22 protein-coding genes are annotated in these 22,871 nt (G+C 52.7%); 4 read left to right on the top strand and 18 right to left on the bottom strand.

The window, feature by feature from the left end; genetic code table 11:
• The 7 genes from NAZ64_RS21580 to mdh form a co-directional block, all read right to left on the bottom strand.
• The coding region (locus NAZ64_RS21580) for an oxaloacetate decarboxylase subunit gamma (protein ID WP_079945331.1) at window positions 1-227 on the bottom strand (227 nt) is incomplete at its 3' end.
• Window positions 228-383: 156 nt separating this feature from the next.
• Window positions 384-1,001 carry a L(+)-tartrate dehydratase subunit beta gene (ttdB, locus tag NAZ64_RS21575; RefSeq protein WP_000162405.1) on the bottom strand — a complete coding sequence of 206 codons (618 nt, stop codon included), beginning with the start codon at window positions 999-1,001 and terminating at the stop codon, window positions 384-386.
• The gene (ttdA, locus tag NAZ64_RS21570; protein WP_000045349.1) at window positions 1,001-1,900 is read right to left on the bottom strand and encodes a L(+)-tartrate dehydratase subunit alpha; all 900 of its coding nucleotides are present in this window, start codon (window positions 1,898-1,900) and stop codon (window positions 1,001-1,003) included. The genes ttdB and ttdA overlap by 1 nt, the downstream gene beginning before the upstream one ends.
• Window positions 1,901-1,932: 32 nt before the next feature.
• A complete protein-coding gene (locus tag NAZ64_RS21565) occupies window positions 1,933-3,201 on the bottom strand; it encodes an SLC13 family permease (RefSeq protein WP_079944739.1) in 1,269 nt (422 codons plus the stop codon).
• A 210-nt stretch (window positions 3,202-3,411) separates the two neighbouring features.
• A complete protein-coding gene (locus tag NAZ64_RS21560) occupies window positions 3,412-4,077 on the bottom strand; it encodes a GntR family transcriptional regulator (RefSeq protein ID WP_001171581.1) in 666 nt (221 codons plus the stop codon).
• Window positions 4,064-4,693, bottom strand: a complete 630-nt coding sequence (locus NAZ64_RS21555; RefSeq protein ID WP_000723776.1) for a GntR family transcriptional regulator — start codon at window positions 4,691-4,693, stop codon at window positions 4,064-4,066. Before NAZ64_RS21555 ends, NAZ64_RS21560 begins: the two co-directional genes overlap by 14 nt.
• A 119-nt stretch (window positions 4,694-4,812) precedes the next feature.
• Window positions 4,813-5,751 (bottom strand): malate dehydrogenase, encoded by a 939-nt coding sequence (gene mdh / locus NAZ64_RS21550; protein WP_000861586.1) that lies wholly within the window; start codon window positions 5,749-5,751, stop codon window positions 4,813-4,815.
• 414 nt (window positions 5,752-6,165) lie between these two features.
• Between mdh and argR the strand changes: the two genes are divergently transcribed.
• The 3 genes from argR (at window position 6,166) to yhcN-B (ending at window position 7,634) form a co-directional block, all read left to right on the top strand.
• Window positions 6,166-6,636, top strand: coding sequence for a transcriptional regulator ArgR (argR, locus tag NAZ64_RS21545; RefSeq protein WP_001257852.1), 471 nt, complete (start codon window positions 6,166-6,168; stop codon window positions 6,634-6,636).
• Window positions 6,637-7,000: 364 nt separating this feature from the next.
• Window positions 7,001-7,264, top strand: coding sequence for a peroxide/acid stress response protein YhcN (yhcN, locus tag NAZ64_RS21540; RefSeq protein ID WP_000695693.1), 264 nt, complete (start codon window positions 7,001-7,003; stop codon window positions 7,262-7,264).
• Between the two features lie 103 nt (window positions 7,265-7,367).
• Window positions 7,368-7,634, top strand: a complete 267-nt coding sequence (yhcN-B, locus tag NAZ64_RS21535; RefSeq protein ID WP_000853277.1) for a DUF1471 family stress response protein YhcN-B — start codon at window positions 7,368-7,370, stop codon at window positions 7,632-7,634.
• A 59-nt stretch (window positions 7,635-7,693) separates the two neighbouring features.
• Here yhcN-B and NAZ64_RS21530 read toward each other — a convergent pair whose 3' ends face one another.
• From NAZ64_RS21530 to aaeX, 4 genes are all read right to left on the bottom strand, one after another.
• Window positions 7,694-7,966, bottom strand: a complete 273-nt coding sequence (locus NAZ64_RS21530) for a barstar family protein (protein WP_001103887.1) — start codon at window positions 7,964-7,966, stop codon at window positions 7,694-7,696.
• Window positions 7,967-8,137: 171 nt separating this feature from the next.
• Window positions 8,138-10,105, bottom strand: a complete 1,968-nt coding sequence (aaeB, locus tag NAZ64_RS21525; protein WP_079944740.1) for a p-hydroxybenzoic acid efflux pump subunit AaeB — start codon at window positions 10,103-10,105, stop codon at window positions 8,138-8,140.
• Between the two features lie 5 nt (window positions 10,106-10,110).
• Entirely contained in the window at window positions 10,111-11,043 is a 933-nt protein-coding gene (aaeA, locus tag NAZ64_RS21520; RefSeq protein ID WP_000855134.1) for a p-hydroxybenzoic acid efflux pump subunit AaeA, read from the bottom strand.
• A 7-nt stretch (window positions 11,044-11,050) separates the two neighbouring features.
• A complete protein-coding gene (gene aaeX, locus NAZ64_RS21515; protein WP_000051840.1) occupies window positions 11,051-11,254 on the bottom strand; it encodes a p-hydroxybenzoic acid efflux pump operon protein AaeX in 204 nt (67 codons plus the stop codon).
• A 181-nt stretch (window positions 11,255-11,435) separates the two neighbouring features.
• Here aaeX and aaeR point away from each other — a divergent pair, with 181 nt between their 5' ends.
• The gene (gene aaeR, locus NAZ64_RS21510; protein WP_000440300.1) at window positions 11,436-12,365 is read left to right on the top strand and encodes an HTH-type transcriptional activator AaeR; all 930 of its coding nucleotides are present in this window, start codon (window positions 11,436-11,438) and stop codon (window positions 12,363-12,365) included.
• A 122-nt stretch (window positions 12,366-12,487) separates the two neighbouring features.
• On the opposite strand, the gene tldD is transcribed toward aaeR, so the two are convergent.
• The 7 genes from tldD to mreB all read right to left on the bottom strand — a co-directional run bounded on the left by tldD (window position 12,488) and on the right by mreB (window position 22,697).
• Window positions 12,488-13,933 (bottom strand): metalloprotease TldD, encoded by a 1,446-nt coding sequence (gene tldD / locus NAZ64_RS21505; RefSeq protein ID WP_000055936.1) that lies wholly within the window; start codon window positions 13,931-13,933, stop codon window positions 12,488-12,490.
• A gap of 144 nt (window positions 13,934-14,077) precedes the next feature.
• On the bottom strand, window positions 14,078-17,878 hold the full coding sequence (yhdP, locus tag NAZ64_RS21500) for an AsmA2 domain-containing protein YhdP (RefSeq protein WP_024797555.1): 3,801 nt from the start codon (window positions 17,876-17,878) through the stop codon (window positions 14,078-14,080).
• Window positions 17,879-17,984: 106 nt separating this feature from the next.
• Window positions 17,985-19,454, bottom strand: coding sequence for a ribonuclease G (rng, locus tag NAZ64_RS21495; RefSeq protein ID WP_000123188.1), 1,470 nt, complete (start codon window positions 19,452-19,454; stop codon window positions 17,985-17,987).
• Complete coding sequence (locus NAZ64_RS21490; RefSeq protein WP_000210306.1) at window positions 19,444-20,037, bottom strand: Maf family protein; 594 nt, start codon at window positions 20,035-20,037, stop codon at window positions 19,444-19,446. Before NAZ64_RS21490 ends, rng begins: the two co-directional genes overlap by 11 nt.
• Window positions 20,038-20,045: 8 nt before the next feature.
• Window positions 20,046-20,534 carry a rod shape-determining protein MreD gene (gene mreD / locus NAZ64_RS21485; RefSeq protein WP_000179403.1) on the bottom strand — a complete coding sequence of 163 codons (489 nt, stop codon included), beginning with the start codon at window positions 20,532-20,534 and terminating at the stop codon, window positions 20,046-20,048.
• A 2-nt stretch (window positions 20,535-20,536) separates the two neighbouring features.
• Complete coding sequence (gene mreC, locus NAZ64_RS21480; RefSeq protein WP_000802538.1) at window positions 20,537-21,589, bottom strand: rod shape-determining protein MreC; 1,053 nt, start codon at window positions 21,587-21,589, stop codon at window positions 20,537-20,539.
• A 64-nt stretch (window positions 21,590-21,653) separates the two neighbouring features.
• A complete protein-coding gene (mreB, locus tag NAZ64_RS21475; RefSeq protein WP_000913396.1) occupies window positions 21,654-22,697 on the bottom strand; it encodes a rod shape-determining protein MreB in 1,044 nt (347 codons plus the stop codon).
• Window positions 22,698-22,871 lie beyond the last annotated feature (174 nt).

Genomic DNA, 22,871 nt, shown 5'->3' with positions numbered 1-22,871 from the left:
TGATGGTGAATGGCGGCGGCAATCACCGGCTTTAAGCGGGTGAAGTCGTCCACGACGGGAACGGCGCGCGGTGCGGGTGCGGCGACCGGTTCGGGGAAGAAGCGGTTGACGGCGGCGGACATGCCGCGGATGGCGAAAATCAGCAGGAACAGAAACGCCAGCACGAACCCCATGCCGAGGAACATCAGGGTGAAGCCTTCACCTAATAGCAGAGCTGCATCAGTCATAAAATAGCCTTCAGGCAGGAGGCACGATAATGGTGCTATTTATGACGATGAAATAATAAGGGTGGATTTCCCTGAGCCGCCCCCGGCCAGAGCCCTTGGTTATTATTATCGTCATAACGTATTGCCACCATTATCGTGCAATTTACGTAATCAGGTTTATTTGATGAAACTTACGTTCTGGCATATTTCATCAGCGACGATCTCTTTACGCTGATTAAAAATAATTTTGTTCTGTTCAAACAGATTATTCCCATGGGTATCAATAGAAACAATCAGCGGGCCAAACTCTTTAACCCGGCAGACCCACAGCGTTTCCGGCATCCCCAGATCGCGCCATTGGGCATCTTCAATTTCTTCCACGCACACGGCGGCTACAACCGCACAACCGGCAGGGAATACGCAGTGCAGCGCTTTGTGTTCAGCACAGCCCTCTTCGGTACCTTTACCCATACCGCCTTTACCCACAATTAATTTCACGCCGGTCTGCGCAATAAATTCTTTTTCGAATTTCTCCATACGCATGCTGGTGGTTGGTCCAACGGAGACCATTTCAAACTTATCGTCTTCGCCTTTAATTGGGCGGACAATTGGGCCAGCGTGTAAAATAGCGCCGCCGCGAACATCTACCGGAAGTTCGCGACCACCTTCAATTAAACGGCGATGAGCTACGTCACGGCAGGTAACAATATGACCGTTGAGATAAATAATATCGCCAGCCTTAATATCCGCTAAATCTTCATCTTTAATTGGCGTAGTCAGGATTTTTTTAGTCATCAGAAATTCACTCCGCTGTGAGACGTAATGGTGTAATTCAAATCTTTATCGAAAACGATGTGCCCTTTACGGTGCGACCAGCAGCCGACGTTTACCGCCACGCCGATGGTAGAAGGATGACGCGCGGTGTTTTCAATGTTCACGCCCATAACGGAGGTATTACCGGACATCCCCTGCGGCCCCAGGCCAATTTTGTTAATGCCATCTTCCAGCATTTTTTCCAGCGAGGCTGCACGCTCATTCTCGTTATGCGAACCGATCGGACGCATCAGCGCTTTTTTCGATAGCAGTGCCGCCGTTTCAACAGAGGTCGCTACGCCCACGCCAACCAGCAGCGGCGGACAAGCGTTGAGGCCGTAGCTGGTCATCACATCCAGTACAAAGCGGGTCACACCTTCATAGCCTGCACCCGGCATCAGCACCATCGCTTTCCCCGGCAGAGAACAACCACCGCCCGCCATATAGGTATAAATGCTGCACTGATCGGAATTGGGAACGATCTCCCAGAAGACCGTCGGCGTACCTTTACCCACGTTTTTACCGGTGTTGTATTCATCAAAAGTTTCTACGCTGTTGTGGCGCAGCGGAGAATCTACAGTTGCTTTGATCACCGCCTCACGCAACAACGCTTCCAGCTCGCCAATCAGCGGAAAGTTCGTCCCGCACTCCACCAGAAACTGAATGACACCGGTGTCCTGGCAGGAAGGTCGATCCAGCTCTTTCGCCAGACGCTGGTTCTCAATCATGGTAGTAAAGATGACGTCGGCCAGTTTACTGGTCTCTTTCTTATGCAAATCTTCCAGTTTTGCAGTGACATCATCAGGCAAAACTTTGCCGGTATATCCCACAAACTTGGCCATAACGTCGGTCATATGGGATATCTGTTCACTTTTACTCATAAATGCTCCTTAGTCAGAACAGCTTCCGTTAATTACGGATGAAAAGGGAAAAGGATTGGCAGCAGGATCAAGCTGACAATGGTTGAAACGATAATCAGGGGGATACCGGCCTTAGCGTAGTCGACAAATTTATAGCCACCCGCGGAGAGCACCATCATGTTGGCAGGCATACCGATAGGGGTTGCGTAGGCGCAGGAACCGCCAATGACCGTCGCCATCAGAACCGCACGTGGGTCGGCCCCCATACCTGCGGCAATGGACAAACTCACCGGCACCAACAGCGCTGTCGTTGCGGTATTGGACATAAAGTTGGTCATCACAACGGATAAGGCGAAAACGGCGATCAGCAACATGAACGGTGAGGAGTTTTGCCCCAGCATGCCAATCACGTGATCCGCAACCAGTTTTCCTGCTCCGGTCATCTCAAGAGCTTTTGCCAGCGCCAGGGTGCCGCCAAAGATAAAAATAGTCTGTGAATCAATGGCTTTATAGGCCTGTTTTTCCGTGAGTACGCCGCTTACGACCAGCACAAGAGCGCCAATACAACCGGTCACGGCCAGGCTGACACCGATCTTCTTCTCAAAGATCATGCCGAGGATCGTTGCGATCAACACCACGAGTGAGAGCCGTTGTTTCCACTGTGGAACATGGCTGTAGTCACGTTGCTCCCCGACGCTCCCCACCTCACCGCCGGTCGCATTATTCGGCAGAAAGCGATAGCCAATAGTCAGGAAGTAGAGAATGCCGCAGATGAGCATCGGGAGACCGATTTTTGCGTATTCAAAAAAGCCAAAGCCGCCGCCAATATTCTGTAGCGCAGACTGCGCGATAAGATTTCCCGGCGCGCCAATTAACGACAGGTTACCGCCCAACGCAGCGGCGAAAACCAGCGGCATCAGTAGACGAGAACGCGAGAAGCCCGATTTTGCCGCCACGCCGATCACCACCGGAATCAAAACCGCAGCGGTACCGGTGTTAGAGAGGACGCCAGACATCAACCCCACCACCACCATAATGGTGAAGATCAGCTGTTTTTCTGTTTTCGCGAAGCGCGTGATGACGCCGCCCACTTTGTTTGCCATACCGGTCTCGAACAACGCACCGCCCACGATGAACATCGCGACAAAGAGGATGACGTTAGTGTCGATAAAGCCAGCAAAGGCCTGTTTGATATTCAGAACTCCGGTGATAACTAAGGCCACGCAGACAATCATGGAAGTGACGGCCAGTGGCACTTTTTCCCATACAAACATGACGATAGCGAACACCAATAAACATAAGGTAAGGGTAATGGGTTCCATATTTATAATTATCCAATCAATGATATATGATATTGTATCCAATGTTGACGAGGAGAAATTATTCCCATACAAAAACTAAGTCAAATCGTTTCTCAGGAAAAATGCAGGAGTGGGATCTACATCAAGATCGTAGTTGGATCGTTACTGGACGTGATTAATAGAATTGAAGAATTGGTTGAAGCGCCTGCGATGCTCACGCAGGCGAAAAGATCAGGCAGAAGGGTCACCAACATAGCGGGTCAGCATATTCTCCATCGAGCGAATAATGTGTTCGCGCATGCGCTGGCGTGCCAATGTTTCATCATGAAGTTCAAGAGCTTGCAGAATACTTTTATGTTCCTGAATGGAAATCACGGCATACTCTTCTTCGGTGACCTTATGGCCCATCGACAGGCCGTTCCACATATTACAGAGCAACATTTTCATTTTTTCGTTGCCAGCAACATTCCATATTTCCATATGAAATGCCTGATTCAGGTCGGAGTATTCCGCCGAGTTATTTTCCGCGAGAGCCTTTTCAGCGGCATAATGCACCTGGGCTATCCGCGAGATATCGGTGCCGGGACGAGAAGCTTTAGCCACCGCCTCACTTTCTAACAGCGCGCGAATTTCATAGTGTTCACGGATCGTTTGTTCATTGATGCCCAACACCACCGCCCCTTTATTAGGGCGCACTTTTATCAGCCCATCCGCCGCCAGAATCTGAAACGCCTCGCGCACTGGCATACTGGACACGCCGACCATTCCGGCAATGCCTTCTAACGTAATCTCCTGCCCTTCCACTAACTCCCTCGAAAGAATCGCTTTACGCAGCACCGCCGCGACCTGTTCTTTCGCTGAAAGAAGCTTAATCTTCCCTAACTTAGGCTTCTGCACTTTCCCAATCCTTCATATGTTGACGCATTATTTCTGCTAAAGAGAGGAAATAACGCTGCATAACTTGCCCAATCTCATCACGCCGCCCCTGGCGTATGACGTCAGCCAGTTCAGCGAAAAGCTGCGCCGACTCCTGATTATCTTTTTTCAGATGCAAAATAACATAAGAGACATAACCGTCCAGGAACTGCTGATACACCTTTTCCAGATAGCGGTTATTCACATAAGAAATCAGCATCGCATGACACTCCAGTTCGCAGGATTTGTCTTCTGCGACAGCCAGCGCTTGCGCACGTATCAGGAGGGCATCGCCTACTTCGCTGGGTATCAGCGAAAACATTTCGGCGGCCATCGCGGCAATCACGCGAAAAATATGACTCACGCGATCGGCCTCAAGATGCGCGACCTGCATGTGTCTGTTGGGCAGTCGGATTAAAAAACCTTCCTGTTCGAGTGACTGTAGCGCTTCTCGAACCGGCATTCGTGAAAGACCGAGCTGCTCCGCAATACTTTCCTGCGCGAGTTCTTCTCCCGCTTTTATATTGCCGGAAAGAATTTCATAGCGAAGCATTTGCGTAATGTGATCGCGGGTTTGCGTTCTTTGGATCTTTTTCACGACGTTCTCGTTAATAACCGATAAGACGTGAGGAGTTTAGCAGATTTAGTGCTTGATTTCGTGGCTTGTTTACAGTCAAAGAAGCCGGAGCAAAAGCCCCGGCATCGGGCAGGAACAGCTTATTTATTAATAAAATCTTCACCCAACTGAATATCTTTTTTCAGCGTATCCAGCATAGCGTCCAGCGAATGTTGCTCGAAAGCGCTCAGTGTGCCGATGGATTTACGCTCTTCTACACCGTTTTTACCCAGCAGCAGCGGCTGAGAGAAGAAACGGGCATACTGACCGTCGCCTTCCACATAGGCGCATTCCACCACGCCTTTTTCGCCCTGCAGAGCGCGAACCAGAGAAAGACCGAAACGTGCGGCAGCCTGACCCATAGAGAGGGTTGCCGATCCGCCGCCGGCTTTCGCCTCGACGACTTCAGTACCGGCGTTCTGAATACGTTTAGTCAGCTCGGCCGCTTCTTGTTCGGTAAAACTTACGCCTGGAATCTGCGACAGCAGCGGCAGAATCGTCACGCCGGAGTGCCCGCCAATCACCGGGACTTCAACTTCCGTTGGCAGCTTACCTTTCAGCTCTGCAACAAAGGTATTAGAGCGGATGATATCCAGCGTGGTGACGCCAAACAGTTTGTTTTTGTCGTATACGCCTGCTTTTTTCAGCACTTCCGCCGCAATCGCAACGGTGGTGTTCACCGGGTTGGTGATAATGCCCACGCACGCTTTCGGGCAGGTTTTAGCGATCTGCTGCACCAGGTTTTTCACGATGCCAGCGTTAACGTTAAACAGGTCGGAACGGTCCATACCCGGCTTACGCGCCACACCCGCAGAAATCAGTACTACGTCAGCGCCTTCAAGCGCCGGGGTTGCGTCTTCACCGGAGAAACCTTTGATTTTTACAGCGGTGGGGATGTGGCTCAAATCAACGGCCACACCGGGAGTCACTGGAGCGATGTCGTACAGGGAGAGTTCTGAACCTGAAGGCAGTTGGTTTTTTAAAAGTAATGCCAGCGCCTGACCGATACCACCAGCAGCGCCGAGGACTGCGACTTTCATCCTAAACTCCTTATTATATGATTAGCTAAGTGTCTATTGCTCCGCGGCGGCGACCTTAATTCACAAATTCAATGATTACAATCCTCACTCATCAAGAATGCGGAGTCGCGCAATTTTGGCTTTTATGCATTTAATTTGCGTAATCCGGATCGACTGCAACCAGAGAGCAACGTTCCTACAGGTGGTGACAATATACCCTACTATCCTCTCAAAACAACATCATTTTGATAACAATTAATTTACTTTTAATCTTATTTCCGAGGCGTGACACAGGCATGTTTCTTGATAACGAAATTTGATAGAATTCCGCTCTTTCATAACATTATTTCAGCCTTAAACAAGGCAGACTGTTTGCATAAAAATTCATCTGTATGCACAATAATGTTGTTTCTACCGCCATATTACGGGTGACTTATGCGAAGCTCGGCTAAACAAGAAGAACTAGTAAGAGCGTTTAAAGCGCTCCTCAAAGAAGAAAAATTCAGCTCACAGGGCGAAATCGTCCTCGCGTTGCAGGATCAGGGCTTTGAAAATATCAATCAGTCCAAGGTCTCGCGCATGTTGACTAAGTTCGGCGCAGTGCGTACACGTAACGCAAAAATGGAAATGGTGTACTGTCTTCCGGCTGAACTGGGCGTCCCAACAACATCCAGTCCGTTGAAAAATCTGGTGCTGGATATCGACTATAACGACGCTGTCGTGGTGATTCATACCAGCCCCGGCGCGGCACAACTCATTGCACGCCTGCTGGATTCACTGGGGAAAGCAGAAGGTATTCTCGGCACGATTGCCGGCGACGATACTATCTTCACTACGCCTGCCAGCGGCTTTTCCGTAAGAGATCTGTACGAAGCCATTCTGGAACTTTTTGAACAAGAGCTTTAGTCCCACTTCCTCCGTCGTCGTACGGCGGAGGCACCTTTTTGTCCTCTCCCCTCGCCGCTTTCCTGTACGGCTATCATTTGGCAAATCATGCCATTAAACATTCACCACATGAATGACAAATCAAAAAAACGCACAAAATGTCAAATTTTTTAAAAGATTGATTTTCTTTTATTTTTTAAATGACAGCGGCGAAAAACAGCAATTTTAATTCCATAACGTTATAAAAAATAAAATTTTTAATGTCTTTAAAAAGCAGAAACAATTAGCGTGGTATTAATTAATCGCGTGATTAGTGTATACTTAATTTTGTGATGAGGGTCACGAAACAAAGACCCCAGTAAAGGAATTCGACGAGGTAAAAATCATGAAAATCAAAACCACTGTTGCAACATTAAGTATTCTGTCCGTTCTCTCTTTTGGCGCTTTCGCCGCAGAACCTATCAGCGCAGAGCAAGCGCAAAATCGTGAAGCAATCGGATCGGTTTCAGTCAGCGCTATCGGCTCATCGCCTATGGATATGAATGCCATGCTGAGCAAAAAAGCGGATGAACAAGGCGCTACGGCCTACCACATTACCGAAGCGCGTAGCGGCAGCAACTGGCACGCCACTGCCGAACTGTACAAATAAAATTCACCTGCCATCGCATATAACGTGTCATTGCTTCGCGGAGATATCGCATAAGAAAAGCCTATTAATCCGCGAGGTTGACCCTATAAAGGAATAAAAGACCATGAAAACGAAATACATTATCGCATCACTCGGCCTGGCCACTCTGCTCTCTTTCGGCGCAAATGCCGCAGTACATCAGGTCAACGCGGAACAGGCGCAGAATCTGCAACCGATGGGCACCATTTCCGTCTCGCAGATTGGCAGTACGCCAATGGATATGCGCCAGGAGATCGTCGCTAAAGCCGAAAAAGCAGGCGCTAATAGCTATCGCATCATCGAATTAAAAGAAGGTGATAACTGGCACGCCACCGCCGAGTTGTATAAGTAAACCCTCGTCGTCTAACCCGACGACTTGCCCCCGCCTGTCGGGGGCTTTTTTATGCTTTTTCAATGCCGGACATTAAACCGTAGCCGCCCCTCCAGCTCTTCTTCCGCTTCATCAAAGAGTAAAATCAGCGCCCCGTAGCGCCTGCGCAGTTTATCAGGCAGGTGAACGAACTCAATCTCTAGCGGTAGAGGTAAGATATCGCTCATTACCGCATCCCATAATGTATCAAGATCGCTTACTTTCTCACTGGCAAGACCAAACGTCTGCGTAAACTCGCGATAAAAATCGCTTTGGTTTTTAATATCATTAAAATCAAAAGTATAGACATTCATAGCCAGCCACCATCCCCGACAGACAATTGTCTGTTTTACTACTAAGCATCATTATGCAGAGGTTTCACTTCCAGAAACGCTTTTAGCCCCGGAGCACTCTTGCGCTGTTTTTGTATCTCAAATAAGTATAGTCATAAAAAAACCGACGCTTTTGGCATCGGTTCTTGTGGGTTAGCTATCGGTAAGCGCGTTCTGGTATTTATGTAACATGCCCGTCAGGCGTTTAACCGGTTCCGTCACCTGCGGCGGCGCCTCCCAGATACGTAATTTCTCCTGATAGATATCCAGCTCATCCAGCAACTGACCAAAGTAGCGTCGCCGTTTATCATCGCTTCCGGCGGAAATAACATGGTCTGCGGTACGACGAAGCTGACGGTGGAACACTGACAGATCTTCATTAACCGGTATCGGCGCGTCGCGCAGACGTTGATGAGCAATGATCATCGTTAGCGCCAGGCGAAACTTCGGCAAATCGCCAGGGAATTTATTCATCAGCAAAAAGAGTTGCTGATATAACGCAGGCAGACGGTTTTCTTTACGACGTACCACGTTGGTCGTCATTGCCGAGACCGCAGCGGAAACAAACTGATTAAGCAGCACGCGACCGGTTCGATCTTTGGATTTATCACGCACCAGCAGGATGACGATAAACGCCAGCATACAGCCGACAATTTGCCCCAACGCGCTGTCGAGGAACTGGCTGAAATGGAACGTCATCGGATTATCCAACACAATAATGTTAATCGTACTGGCCAGCGCCCCCATCGACCCCAGACGCCGTTTCTGGACCTCAATGCCGATAAAGAACCCCAATACCGCCAGGCTCAAACATAACAACAGCATACTTTGCTGCGTATTGGGAATAATCACCAGGAAATAGAGCAATCCCAGCGGCAACGCCGCCAGAGTGCCATAAATAAAATCAATGCAGACCATGCGCGGATTGGGTAAACGCATCGCCAGCGAGGTCACCACGGCAATCATCACCATCGCGCCATTACCCGATGTCCAGCCGGTCCATAGCCAGAATAATGTCCCCAGTATGCAGGAAAGCGTGGTGCGCCAGAAGTTCACCATCGCATGGTGGCGTTCAGCGGATTCCACTTTAACTACGGGTTCGCCTTGCAGGATCTCTTCTTCCGTCGCGCTGATTTTGGTGTTGCTGATCACGCCGCGTTTTAGCAGCAGATAGCGCGTCGCAGCGCCTACCCAGCTATAAAGCGTGACGGGCGTTTCGCGCTCGCCGGTCCAGACAATGACACGCCGCATCCGTTTTAACTGCCTGTGGACATCCTGTACCGTTTCAATCGGCGTCTCGAACAGTTCCCGGAATGTATCGGTAATCAGTTCCGGCCGCGTGTTTTGAATAAGATAAGTTTCACAGGATTGCGTAATCAGCGTGAGCGAAAGCGTATTCAACGCTTTCAGGCGGCGGTTAGCGCGTACCCAGCGCGAAGATTCCATATTCAGATTACTTCGCATCCCCTCCAGCGCCGCCGTGCGTCGCACCAGATCGCCCCAGGCGTTGTCGACTTCTTCGCTGTCGCCATGCTTAATACAAAGTTGCATTAGCTGATATTGCGCTACCAGTAAACTGTCCAGTTCGCGATCAACCTCCTGCTTTATCGATCGCGGCGAAAAAAGCAGATCCGCTAAAATAGCGCAGCCAATGCCGATGACGATTTCGCTACAGCGCTCAAGCGCAAATTGCGGCGTGAGCAGCGGCTCCGTCTGAATGGTAATCACAATGATCAGCGCAGTATAACCTGACAGTCCCCACGCATAAGAGTTTTCGATCCGTACTAAAGAGGAGATCCAGGTACAAAAACCGGCCCAGACACAGCACACCAGAATCATCAATAGCGGCGCGCGGATCATAGAGATAATAATGATAAGCGCGGCGATACAGCCAATAAACGTCCCGATAATACGCAACATTCCGCGATAACGGATAGCGCCGGAATAGGGTTCCCCGCCGGCGGCAAATGCCGGGCCTGCCGCCACGATCGCGGCGGTCAGCACCGCCCAACGCGGCGTCTCCAGTTGAAAATGGAAGCCGATAAATAATGCCAGCACAATGGCGCACGCCAGCTTTACCGCAAAACGAATGTGCTGGTTGGCAATGGAGAAAATGCCCATGACGATTAACCGAATTCGCGCAGCCGGTGCGCCAGTTTACGGAAGAAGGAGTCCTGGCTTGCGTCACGATCCTGCTTACCGGTGATCACGACGGTTGCCGTCGTACCGGCAGGCCACAAATTCCCCTGTTGCTCGTCGAGCCGGATGCGCACCGGGACACGCTGGGCCAGACGCACCCATTCGAGGTTAGAGTCTATCGTCGCCATCCCTTTCGCATCGCTGGTACTGCTGGCATTCGTTACCCCTGCCGCCACGCTATCGACGGTACCTTTTAATACCCGGTTGCTGCCAAGCGGCGTGATTTCGGCACGATATCCCGGACGCACGCCTTCCAGCTTGGTCTCTTCCATATAGGCTTGCACGTAAAAAGAGTTCTTTTTCACCAGGGCGACGGCTGTGGAACCACGGGTAATAAATTCACCGGCATAAACATTGAGGTTAGTCACCCAGCCGTCGGCAGGCGCGCGAATGACGGTGCGCTCCAGATCGAGTTTAGCCAGGTCGCGCGTCGCCTGGGCTTTAGCCAGTTGATGCAGTACAGTCTGCAAAACATTGTTCGCCTGATCGATCTCTTCCCGGGACATCGCCTGTACGCCGAGGCGATTACGGCGACCGGCTTCCTGGCGTTTTTCCTGCGCCAGGACCTGATAATAGGCTACATCAGCTTCCGCTTCCGCCAGCGCTTTTTGATAGCGTGGCTGATCGATGGTAAACAGGACCTGATCCTTTTTCACCAGTTGGTTATCATGCACGTTTACATGGGTAATCAGGCCCGCGACATCCGGGGCAATAGCGACGACATCGGCGCTAAAACGCGCGTCGCGCGTCCAGGGAGATTCGGTGTAATACACCCAGGCGCGGAAAATGGCGATAAAGGCCAGAATAACCAGTACGAGGGTAATGGCCGTACGGGAGAGTTTTCTTGTTAGTGTTTTCACTTCAACCTCAAACGAACAGGCGCGATATTAAATAAAACAGACAACAATACAGCGCGGTATTGAACAAAGCCGGATGCCAGACAAAATCATAGATACCCGTCGGCACAAGCATCCGACGCACCAGCCAAAAAATAGCCAGTGACAAAAGCAATTCGAAAAATATCGGTGGGAAGGAAAGACCAAACACCACGATAACGGGAAACAGACTCATGTTGACCTTGATTTCTGAGAGAGAGCAGGCGATAGATTGTTAAGCTACATCGCCGCAGAGAAGGGCAAGAGACGCCAGGCGAGAGCGACATAGCTCTTATTCGAATAATAGTATATTAACGTAATTGTTATGCTGTTATCTATATTATGTGATCTAAATCACTTTTAAGCCAGAGTGAATAATGGAACGATTAAAACGAATGTCAGTATTCGCCAAAGTTGTCGAGTTTGGCTCTTTTACCGCCGCAGCCAGACAGCTGCAAATGAGCGTATCGTCCATCAGCCAGACTGTGGCGAAACTGGAAGATGAGCTTCAGGTTAAATTGCTCAACCGCAGCACACGCAGCATTGGGCTCACCGAAGCTGGAAAAATCTATTATCAGGGCTGTCGTCGTATGCTGCATGAAGTGCAGGATGTTCACGAGCAGCTTTACGCTTTTAATAACACGCCTATCGGTACATTGCGTATCGGCTGTTCTTCAACCATGGCGCAAAATGTGCTGGCCGGGCTTACCGCAAAATTATTAAAAGAGTATCCCGGTCTGGCGGTCAATCTGGTGACAGGAATTCCGGCTCCGGATTTAATTGCCGACGGGCTGGACGTGGTGATCCGCGTGGGCGCGCTGCAAGACTCCAGCCTGTTTTCCCGTCGACTTGGCGCGATGCCGATGGTTGTGTGCGCCGCCAAGCCCTACCTCGCTCAGTACGGCGTCCCGGAAAAACCCGCCGATCTCAGTAGCCATTCCTGGCTGGAATATAGCGTGCGCCCGGATAATGAGTTTGAACTTATCGCGCCGGAAGGAATTTCTACCCGACTGATTCCACAGGGGCGGTTCGTCACTAACGATCCGATGACGCTGGTACGCTGGCTGACCGCCGGAACCGGAATCGCCTATGTGCCGCTGATGTGGGTGATCGATGAGATCAATCGTGGCGATCTGGAGATCCTGCTGCCTCGCTATCAGTCCGATCCTCGTCCGGTGTACGCGCTGTACACCGAAAAAGATAAGCTGCCGCTTAAAGTGCAGGTAGTGATTAACGCGTTAACTGACTATTTTGTCGATGTCGCACACCTGTTTCAGGGGATGCACGGGCGAGGGAAAGAAAAATAAAAACACCGGGTAATTGCTGAAGACGATTGCAGGCCAGATGCCACCCGACGCAGACATTGCCTGGTGGCGCTGCGCTTATCAGGCCTGGGCGGCACACACCACAGGCCTGATAAGGCGGACAGTTATGCGGTGCCGCCAACCGTCAGGTTATCGACTTTCAGCGTCGGCTGGCCTACGCCTACCGGCAGACTTTGACCCTCTTTCCCGCAGACCCCCACCCCGTTATCCAGCTTAAGGTCGTTGCCGACCATGGAGATCTGTTGCATCGTTTCAATGCCTGATCCAATCAACGTCGCACCCTTCACCGGCGTCGTGACTTTGCCGTTTTCAATCAGATACGCTTCCGAGGTAGAGAACACAAACTTGCCGGAGGTGATATCCACCTGACCACCGCCAAAGTTAGGCGCATAGATGCCGTACTCAACGGATTCGATAATTTCCTGCGGCGTTGACTGCCCCGCCAACATATAGGTATTCGTCATACGCGGCATCGGCAGATGCGCATAAGATTCGCGACGCCCGTTACCGGTCGGCGCAGCGCCCATCAGGCGCGCGTTCAGCTTGTCCTGCATGTATCCTTTCAGTACGCCATTTTCAATCAATACGTTGTACTGGCCTGGCGTACCTTCATCATCGATAGCAACGGAGCCGCGACGGTTCATCATTGTGCCGTCATCCACTACGGTGCAAAGCGCGGAGGCAACCTGCTCGCCGATCTGACCGCTAAACACAGATGTCCCACGACGGTTAAAATCACCTTCCAGCCCGTGACCGACCGCTTCGTGCAGCAATACGCCCGGCCACCCGGCGCCCAGAACCACCGGTAACGTCCCCGCTGGCGCAGCGACCGCGGAGAGATTAACCAGCGCCATGCGTACCGCTTCTTTCGCCCACGCGTCGGCGCGCACCTCGCCGTCGAGATCGGCAAGAAAATACTCATAACCAAAGCGACCGCCGCCGCCGCTGGCGCCGCGCTCGCGTTTACCGTCTTCTTCCACCTGCACGCTAACGGACAAACGCACCAGTGGACGGACATCCGCCGCCAGCGTCCCGTCGGTCGCCGCCACGAGGATTAATTCATATACGCCGGTCAGGCTGGCGTTAACTTCCTGCACGCGTTTATCGGCTTCTCGCGCCGCTTTATCAACGCGTCTGAGGATATCCAGCTTCTCTTCGCGGCTCATACTTTGCAACGGATCAAGGGTGGTGTAGAGCGGCTGATGCGCTACGGCGGCGAGCGTTTTTACCTTGCCTTCGCCGTTCTCGCGTACAATGGTTCGCGCTGCCTGCGCACTCTGCTCCAGCGCCAGGAGGCTTATCTGGTCAGCATAAGCAAAACCGGTTTTTTCGCCGCTAATGGCGCGAACGCCAACGCCCTGGTCGATATTATATGAACCATCTTTAATGATGCGGTCTTCTAAAACCCAGGATTCGTGATAGCTCGACTGAAAATAGAGGTCGCCATAATCAAGACGGCGTTCGGCCAGTTGGCCCAAAATAGCGAACAGATCCTGATGGTTCAGGCCATTCGCCGCTAGCAATTGTTCACTTACCAGGTTCAGACTCATCGTTTTTGCTACTCGTTGATTTCTGCCGGATGGCGGTTCACGCCTTATCCGGACTACGTTGTTAGATTGTACAAACCGGATAAACGCAGCGCCGTCCGGCATGACTATTTACTGAGAGTGGGGCAATTCCTCGCCCCCGTCAAATCATTGCTGGCTTTCTTTTCTCGGTTGGCGCAGAACTTCGTTAATCTGCGGCGCATCGACCGGGCCGGTAATGCGATAACGCAGAATGGAGACCTTGCTCCATAGCGGCCCCAACACTTTACTGGCGGCAAATACCGCCGCGCCGACAATCGGGTTAACGGCAAACGCGGCGGCGACGCCCACGGTGGCGGAAATTTCCGGCGCGACAACGGCCTCCATATCAAGACGACGACGCACCAGATCAACAGAACCTTTCATTGCAATATCCGCTTCCAGCCCATCCACCAGCGTATCGTCAGTATGCAGGACGCCATCTTTAATCCACGCGGTACTATGAATAGAGTCGAAATAGAAGCCCTCGCTAAAGGTATCTCTGAAGTCAAACCGCAGCTTACGCAGCAACGCATCAAAACTGAGCAGCCGCAGTAACTGTCCGGCATGACCGCTACTGAGATCAGTAAACTCGCCTTTACCCAGACGCGTACGTAAAATCCCGTTGAGCGTGGCTTCCTCAGGTTGCCAGGGCGGGTTTCGCCAGTGCAGATCGTAATCTACGTTAAAAGACGCGTTCTGGATTGGCGTCGAGATACCGAAGAACCCGGCAGCCGTGTCGAGGTTACTACCATGCAGACTACCTTTCAGCGAGGTTCGTTCATTACCCGGCGCATTCACCCACTCGCCGTTCGCTTTCAAACGGGCGAATCCGGTATCGATCAGGCCATTCGCCAGAGTCAGCGTATTGCCTTTGATGGCGAAATCACCATCAATACGCCCATATTTTTGCCCCCACAGCCAGCACTCTTCGCAGCGAAGCTGTAAGTCCGGCCAGCCGCGGAAGCTAATCGTGTTCGCCGAAGCCAACGGCGATGTCGGCGTGGGTGACGAGGCGTGCGTTTTTGCGACGCCAGGGTTGTAGTACAGGTACTTAATGTTCGCCAGCCACGGCGCATGGTTGCGCATGAGCAGCGTGGCGTTCACCTCACGGCCCTGCGCTTCAATTTTTGTTCCGTTCAGCGAGGGGGCTGAAACGACGCTCAAATTGTTCCACTGCTGGCCGCCCAGCGATAGCGCGGGAGTACGCAACGTGACGCGTTGAGGAAACTCGGCCGAACTGCTCACGTTATCCGCCGCGCCTTTCTGGAATAACGCCAGCCATTGCGCGCCATCCAGCGCCGGCAGATTGAGCTCAACGCCTTGTTGAGCAGGTAATGGCGGAATCGTCCGGCTGTCCGTCGTCCAGATAGCCCGATCCAACGTCAGCTTCTGATTTAATAACCAGCGGCTGTTAAAGTGATTTTTACTCCCTGCTCTCCCCGTTAGCGCAAAACTTTTCAGGTTGCCGTCAGCCTGAATGTTCACCGGAATGGCTTCGCCTGCGGGTTTATTTAGCGGAGAAGGTAAGTGACTGCTCACATTTCTCAGATCGCCGTTCAGCTCGATGCGATAAGTGGTGTCAGCATGATATGGAAGATCGATGCCGACTTTACCATTCCACGTCACGCTGCCGCTCAGGGCGTCATTCAGTTGCGGCGGTAAGACGCCCATACGCGTTGGTTGCCAGTTACCGTTCAGGTTGACGGCGACCTGATAGGCTTTTGCCCCTTCCGTCGTACTGAAATCCAGGTTAAGCGGCTGATTAAACCAGTTTGCCGTCAGCGGCCCGCTTTTTAGCGCGCCATTCACAAAGCTGAATTTACCGTTCAGATTTTTGAGCGTGCTGTTTAGCGGCTTAATAAACAGACTGTTATTACGCAACGAGACATCGCCCTCAGCGGTAACCTGTTCGCCATCCAGCGGAATATCAAGATGTAAGCGAGCATTCACATCGCCATCTAATTGGAGCTCCGCCAGCGTCGAGCCAAGCGAGTCTTTTAGTGGCGTCTCGTCGAAATAAGGCCCAACGGCTTTTCCCGGCCCGTTAATATCGGCATCAATGAGCAGTTTCTCTTTGGAATAATCCGGAATCGCCGCCGCGAGTTTGCTGGCCTTCACCCCGCCCAAATCGACGCTATCCGAACGCATCCACAGGCCGTCGTTCAGGAAATCCAGTTCAATGTTGAGATTTTTTAGCGCCGGCCAGTCGGGTTGAAAAGCAAACGTCGCATTGCGTAGCGGCACCAGCACTTCAAACTGACCTTCGTTATGCTTATAGGGAAAGAGGTGCGGGTTACCACCGTAAACCAACGTGGCGTTATCCGCCTCGCCGCCCTGAATCGCGCCGCTAAGGTAATCGACCAGCGCTTTGCCCATCAGGTTTTCCGGAAAATAGCGCCACGCCTGAGATCCATCGTCGGTACTGATTCCGGCCAGAATACCCAGCCACGGTTCGTCGCCCGTCGGTTGCAGATAGCGGAACCCGCCGCGCGCATGTACCGCCTTTGCTTTGACGTCAATGTCGCGGCCATCAAGCTGAAAGCCGTTCTCATTCTTCAACCAACTAAGCGTCGCGACGCCGTTTTCAATTTCCAGCGGCGCGCGAAAAACGGTTTCATAGGGCATTTTAGCCTGCTGCATCGCAACCTTCATCTGCCCGTCTTCTACGCTTCCCGCCAGCGTACCGGAAAAATGTTCCGCGCCGGGCAACAGCTTCCACTGTTTCCAGGCAAGATTTTCCCACGATGCCTGAAAACGCGTTTTTTCGGTCGCCTGTAGCGGAATATCCAGCGCCAGAGTGGCGATCTTTCCGCTCGGCTGCGTAGCCTGCCATATTTCGCCCAGCACAGGCGACAGTTTAGCCGCCAGCGGACGTAATGCTTCCAGCCCCGCCAGTTCAAGATTACTGGCGCGAATGCGTAGCTCATCGCTACGTGTGTGATTCTCGCCGCCGACGCCCTGCTGCGGGAGCCAGGCCACGGTTAAGGCTCCGCTCGGCCAGGGTTTACCATCAAGCGTAATCCGTGTGTCCGGAATATAAAACTGCCAGCCCGGCTGCTCGCGGCTAATCTGCGCCGTAAGGTTATCGACAGACAGCGTGTGCGTCGTGTTATCGCCCAACCAGCTTGCTCCGCCCTGTTTCAGCCAGACGTCTCCTCCGGCGATTTCGCCTTTACTGAGCGTCATCCAGCCTTCCAGACTGAAACGCGCCGTCTGGAGCGCCACATTATCCTGCATCCATTTACCCAGCCACGGCTTGACGTCAATATCGTCGGCCTGTAACCAGACTCTGCCGTTATTCAGCAAACCGTCGTCATCGCGTAAATCCATCCGCACCTGCATCACACCGTGCTGCCCGGTCAGGCTGGAGAGACTGACCTCGCCTTCGGCGCGGTGCCGCTCTTTGCCGTTTAGCCAGGTAAGCTGTGGGATCGCCAGTTCCGCGCGTTGTCCGGAAAGCGTCAGAAAACTGATTTGGCTATCGCGCAGATCGAAATGATCGAACTGACGCAGGAAAAGATCGCTTAAACGGCTGGTTTCGATGCCTTCGCCGTCGCTGCTTTGAAGAGGCGTGTTGGTGCGGAAATTGAGTTGCCAGAAGGTCAGGTCGCGAAACTGCCAGCGCATATGCAACAGGCTTTGCCAGACGTCCAGCGCCAGCGTAACGCGTTTTATCGACAGTTCGCCGCCATCTTTCAGGGCGGCATGAATATTATGCGCTTCCAGCGTAGGGCCAAAATTTTGCCAGCTTGCGGAGAGTTGGCTGGCGGCCACCGGCACGCCGGTCACAGACTCAATCTTATTCAGGATAGCTGGACGCCAGGCGTCAAGATGAGGCAACGCCAGGCGCAGCCCGCTAACCAGCAGCGCTGCAATGACGATGAGCGCGGCTCCAGTGAGCAATAAAATCCCCGGCAATCGCCTCACGCGTCTCTCCTTGTCTGCCAAAAAATACGACTCACAACCTTGCTTTGCCGGACGGCGGCGTGAACGCCTTATCCGGCCTGCAAATGCTCGTACGGGTCGTGGTCTTTTACATCATTACGACGTCAAACTGCTCCTGGTTATAAAGCGGTTCGACCTGAACTTTAACCTGTTTGCCGACAAAGATTTCGACTTCCGCCAGCGCGTGTGATTCTTCGCCTTTCAGCGCTTCCGCCACCGCAGGAGAAGCATAAACCAGGAAGCGATCGGAGTCATAAGCGTGATGAACACGTACAATTTCACGCATGATCTCATAGCAGACGGTTTCCACCGTTTTTACCGTCCCGCGGCCATGACAGGTTGGACACTCGTTACAAAGCACATGTTCCACGCTTTCACGGGTCCGTTTACGGGTCATTTCCACCAGTCCCAGCGGCGAAAAACCATTAATACTGGTTTTCACGCGATCCTTACTTAACGCCTGTTCCAGCGAATGCAGCACCCGACGGCGATGATCTTCATTATTCATGTCGATAAAATCGATAATGATAATGCCGCCCAGATTACGCAGGCGTAGCTGGCGGGCAATGGCCTGAGTCGCTTCAATATTGGTATTAAAAATGGTGTCGTCGAGATTACGGTGTCCGACAAACGCGCCGGTATTGATATCTACCGTCGTCATCGCTTCGGTTTGGTCGATAATCAGATAACCGCCGGACTTGAGTTCAACCTTGCGCTCCAGCGCGCGCTGGATTTCATTTTCCACGTCATAAAGATCGAAGATCGGCTGATGGCCACTGTAATGCTCCAGTTTACTGGTCATTTCCGGGATGTATTCTGCGGTAAACTCCAGCAGCGACTCATAGGTCAGACGTGAGTCTACGCGAATTCGGTCCAACTGCGCATCGGCGAAATCGCGCAGCACGCGCTGCGCCAGCGCCAGTTCGCCATACATCTGGTAGCGCGTTTGCGGACGCTTTTTGCGCTCCATGACTTTCGTCCAGACGCGCTTGAGATAGGCGGCATCAGACGCGAGATCCTCTTCACACACACCTTCCGCCGCGGTACGGATAATAAACCCGCCCTGTTCGTCGCAGTACTCCGCCACCACCTTTTTCAGGCGCTCGCGTTCACTTTCGCTTTCGATGCGCTGGGAAACGCCAACGTGTGACGCGCCGGGCATAAAAACAAGGTAACGGGAGGGCAACGTGATGTCCGTGGTCAAACGCGCGCCTTTCGTGCCGAGCGGATCTTTCACTACCTGCACCATCAGATCCTGTCCCTGACGCACCAGTTCGGAGATATCGCGCACCGTAAACTGTTTTTGCTCGTCGCCCGCCACGCATTCGGTATGCGGCATAATATCGGAAGCGTGAAGAAATGCGGCTTTATCCAGCCCAATATCTACAAAAGCCGCCTGCATACCTGGAAGTACACGACTTACACGACCTTTGTAGATATTGCCTACGATTCCGCGTCGCGCTTCGCGCTCAATATGGATTTCCTGAAGAATACCGCCATCAATGTACGCCACGCGCGTTTCCGATGGCGTTACGTTTACCAACAATTCAGCCGTCATGTTTATCCCTTTTATCACGCAGTGCGTTAAAATGACTCAACAACTCATACGTTTCAACCAGCGGTAAGCCGACCACGGCGTGATAGCTGCCATTTATCTTCCTGACAAAACAGCCACCCCGCCCCTGAATACCGTATGCACCTGCTTTATCTAAAGGCTCGCCGCTGGCGACATAGCCAGTAATATCCTGCGCAGAAAGCGTGCGGAAAGTCACCTCCGTTACCACCAGACAATCCAGCGTCTGCTGCGAGTCCGCAAGCGCAACAGCAGTCATCACCTGATGCGTATTTCCGGAAAGCAAACGCAGCATTTCTGCGGCATGAGCGGCGTCGCGCGGCTTTTCCAGCACCTCGCCGTTTAACACGACTATCGTATCCGCGCCCAACACCGGCAGATCACGGGGAACCAGCGCCACGCCAGCCTGCGCCTTTTCGCGCGCCAGCCGAACAACATACTGCTGCGCGCTTTCCTGAGCACGCCGTTGCTCTTCAATACCAGGCACGACCTGCTCGAATGAAAATCCAAGTTGAGTCAATAATTCCTGGCGACGCGGGGAACCGGAAGCAAGATACAGAGTTGTCATATCGACCTTTATTGCACAGCAAACTGCTGGCGTACTTTACGCATCAGCAAAAAGAGCCAGGGCCACAGCACGCCATTGACTACACTACTCCAGAACACTTCCGGTCTGAAAGAGACGTTGATCACTAAAAACTCGGCCCAGAAAACAATAATATCCACGGCCAGTGAAAGCAACATTACCACCAGCGCCTGCTGCCAGAGCGCCAGGTTACGGAAGAGCTGGAATTTCAGAGCGACCAGGTAGGCGACAATACTCATCGACAGAGCGCGCACGCCAAGTGTGGAACCGCTGATGAGATCAAGTATGGCACCCATCACAAATCCCGTCCCCACATTTACGCGGTGCGGCAGGGCCAGAATCCAGTACAGTAAGATGAGCAAAACCCAGTTTGGCCGGAAAACAATGATGTCGTCCGGCCAGGGCATGATTTGCAGCAACAGCGCAATAAGAAAAGAGAGCCAGATAACCCAGCGCCCCTGGCTACGATAGCTCGCCACCATTACCCTCCCGGCGCACGCGCAGGCGGCGTGGTCGCGCCCGAAGGCGATGGTTGCGTTGATACCGGCGCCGTCTGGCCCGCAGATGGCTGAGTAATCCCCGTCGCCGGGTCCGGCACTGGCGCCGGCGGCCCCATCGCATCCGGAGAAGGCAACACCTGCGGCATCATCTGCATCAGGCGCTCATTGGCGACGCGGTGAACCTCTTCCGGCGTCATCGGATTGGCGCCGTTACGATCGGCTCCCCACAACAGCAGCAGATAGCGTAAACGCTGCAAACCCGCGGTTGGACGTGCCTGAATGACGGTATAGGCGCGCTGAGTGTCCAGCTTGACGGAGGAGACCACCGCCACCGGATACCCTTCCGGGAAACGCCCACCAAGTCCGGACGTTACCAGCACATCGCCGACGCGAATATCGGTATTGGCGGGCAGATGTTCAAGCTGAAGATCGTCAGTACAGCCGTTACCGGCGGCAATCACGCGGATGTCATTGCGCAGTACCTGAATCGGCAGCGCATGAGTCGCATCGCAAATCAGCAACACGCGGCTGGTCAGTTTCGCCACGGCGACAACCTGCCCTACGACACCTTTGTCGCTAATGACCGGTTGACCTTCATATACGCCATTAACGCTGCCTTTATCGATAACGACCTGATCGCTGTAAGGATCGTTAACCGTTGAAATAACCTGCGTCACCATTTTCTGCTCGTCCTGACGCAGCGGCGACCCCAGCAGCTCGCGCAACCGCGCGTTCTCCTGTTTGTACTGCCCCAGCATCAGCAGATCGCTGTTTTTTAGCAGTAATTCCTGGCGCAGCGCCCGGTTTTCCAGCTCAAGCTGGTCGCGAGAAGCCAGCGTTTGTGACACGCTGTCGAGCAGTTCACGAGGGCCGTTTGAAATAAAATAGAAAGGACTGACGGCAGTGTCCATGTACGTTCGGATTTGACTGAACGTCCCCAGGCGGCTGTCGGCAATGATAACGCCGAGCGCCACCAGCACCGCCAGAATAAGGCGAATCTGTAGCGACGGGCCACGGCTAAAAATTGGCTTCATAGGCTATGCGTATTCTCGCGTCGGAGAGGCAGGACAATCCAGGGATAATCCTGCCCGTATCCAACTACTCTTCGCTGAACAGGTCGCCGCCGTGCATATCGATCATTTCCAGCGCCTTGCCGCCGCCGCGCGCCACACAGGTCAGCGGATCTTCAGCAACCACGACAGGAATGCCCGTCTCTTCCATTAACAGACGGTCAAGGTTACGCAGCAGCGCGCCGCCGCCGGTGAGCACCATACCGCGCTCGGAGATGTCTGACGCCAGCTCCGGCGGACACTGTTCCAGCGCCACCATTACCGCGCTGACGATACCGGTCAACGGTTCCTGTAACGCTTCCAGAATCTCGTTTGAGTTCAGGGTAAAGCCGCGTGGAACGCCTTCCGCCAGGTTACGGCCACGCACTTCGATCTCACGGACTTCGTCGCCCGGATAAGCGGAACCGATTTCGTGTTTAATACGTTCTGCGGTAGCTTCACCGATCAGAGAACCGTAGTTACGACGAACGTAATTAATGATGGCTTCGTCGAAGCGGTCACCACCAATACGGACAGAAGAAGAGTAAACCACGCCGTTCAGGGAGATAACGGCAACTTCAGTGGTACCACCACCGATATCCACAACCATTGAACCGGTTGCTTCAGAAACTGGCAGACCTGCGCCGATCGCGGCCGCCATCGGCTCTTCGATCAAAAAGACTTCACGGGCGCCTGCGCCCTGAGCGGATTCACGAATTGCGCGGCGTTCTACCTGCGTCGCGCCGACCGGCACGCATACCAGTACGCGCGGGCTTGGGCGCATAAAGCTGTTGCTGTGCACTTGTTTAATAAAGTGCTGGAGCATTTTTTCGGTCACAAAGAAGTCAGCGATAACGCCGTCTTTCATCGGACGGATCGCAGCGATATTGCCCGGCGTACGGCCCAGCATCTGCTTCGCATCATGACCGACTGCAGCCACGCTTTTCGGCGAACCGGCACGATCCTGACGAATGGCCACAACGGAAGGCTCATTCAATACGATGCCTTGTCCTTTTACATAAATGAGGGTATTCGCGGTACCCAGGTCAATGGACAGGTCATTGGAAAACATGCCACGAAATTTTTTCAACATACTAAGGGATAATCCTGAAAGCTGGGGCGGAAAACAAAATCCGCTTACTTTACCAACCACACGCAGCAGCGACAAGGCGCAAAAATCATCTGCTACGGTGAAAATTAGTGCAGTTCGTTTCCTTTGTTACAAATCTCGGCCTGAGTCCCTCAGAGCTGAAAAAATCAGCAGCAA

This window comes from Salmonella sp. A1325 (genome assembly GCF_056991255.1).
The sequence above is the reverse complement of the archived record's forward strand: the minus strand, read 5'-3'. Positions and strand labels throughout refer to the sequence as shown.

What these genes read in the sequence shown, in the direction of transcription:
- aaeB (WP_079944740.1), bottom strand. Translation starts at nt 10,105, where the DNA reads ATGGGCATTTTCTCCATTGCCAACCAGCACATTCGTTTTGCGGTAAAG.
- NAZ64_RS21530 (WP_001103887.1), bottom strand. Translation starts at nt 7,966, where the DNA reads ATGAATGTCTATACTTTTGATTTTAATGATATTAAAAACCAAAGCGAT.
- argR (WP_001257852.1), top strand. Translation starts at nt 6,166, where the DNA reads ATGCGAAGCTCGGCTAAACAAGAAGAACTAGTAAGAGCGTTTAAAGCG.
- NAZ64_RS21565 (WP_079944739.1), bottom strand. Translation starts at nt 3,201, where the DNA reads ATGGAACCCATTACCCTTACCTTATGTTTATTGGTGTTCGCTATCGTC.
- aaeR (WP_000440300.1), top strand. Translation starts at nt 11,436, where the DNA reads ATGGAACGATTAAAACGAATGTCAGTATTCGCCAAAGTTGTCGAGTTT.
- NAZ64_RS21490 (WP_000210306.1), bottom strand. Translation starts at nt 20,037, where the DNA reads ATGACAACTCTGTATCTTGCTTCCGGTTCCCCGCGTCGCCAGGAATTA.
- yhcN (WP_000695693.1), top strand. Translation starts at nt 7,001, where the DNA reads ATGAAAATCAAAACCACTGTTGCAACATTAAGTATTCTGTCCGTTCTC.
- yhcN-B (WP_000853277.1), top strand. Translation starts at nt 7,368, where the DNA reads ATGAAAACGAAATACATTATCGCATCACTCGGCCTGGCCACTCTGCTC.
- aaeX (WP_000051840.1), bottom strand. Translation starts at nt 11,254, where the DNA reads ATGAGTCTGTTTCCCGTTATCGTGGTGTTTGGTCTTTCCTTCCCACCG.
- rng (WP_000123188.1), bottom strand. Translation starts at nt 19,454, where the DNA reads ATGACGGCTGAATTGTTGGTAAACGTAACGCCATCGGAAACGCGCGTG.
- ttdA (WP_000045349.1), bottom strand. Translation starts at nt 1,900, where the DNA reads ATGAGTAAAAGTGAACAGATATCCCATATGACCGACGTTATGGCCAAG.
- tldD (WP_000055936.1), bottom strand. Translation starts at nt 13,933, where the DNA reads ATGAGTCTGAACCTGGTAAGTGAACAATTGCTAGCGGCGAATGGCCTG.
- ttdB (WP_000162405.1), bottom strand. Translation starts at nt 1,001, where the DNA reads ATGACTAAAAAAATCCTGACTACGCCAATTAAAGATGAAGATTTAGCG.
- mreC (WP_000802538.1), bottom strand. Translation starts at nt 21,589, where the DNA reads ATGAAGCCAATTTTTAGCCGTGGCCCGTCGCTACAGATTCGCCTTATT.
- mdh (WP_000861586.1), bottom strand. Translation starts at nt 5,751, where the DNA reads ATGAAAGTCGCAGTCCTCGGCGCTGCTGGTGGTATCGGTCAGGCGCTG.
- mreB (WP_000913396.1), bottom strand. Translation starts at nt 22,697, where the DNA reads ATGTTGAAAAAATTTCGTGGCATGTTTTCCAATGACCTGTCCATTGAC.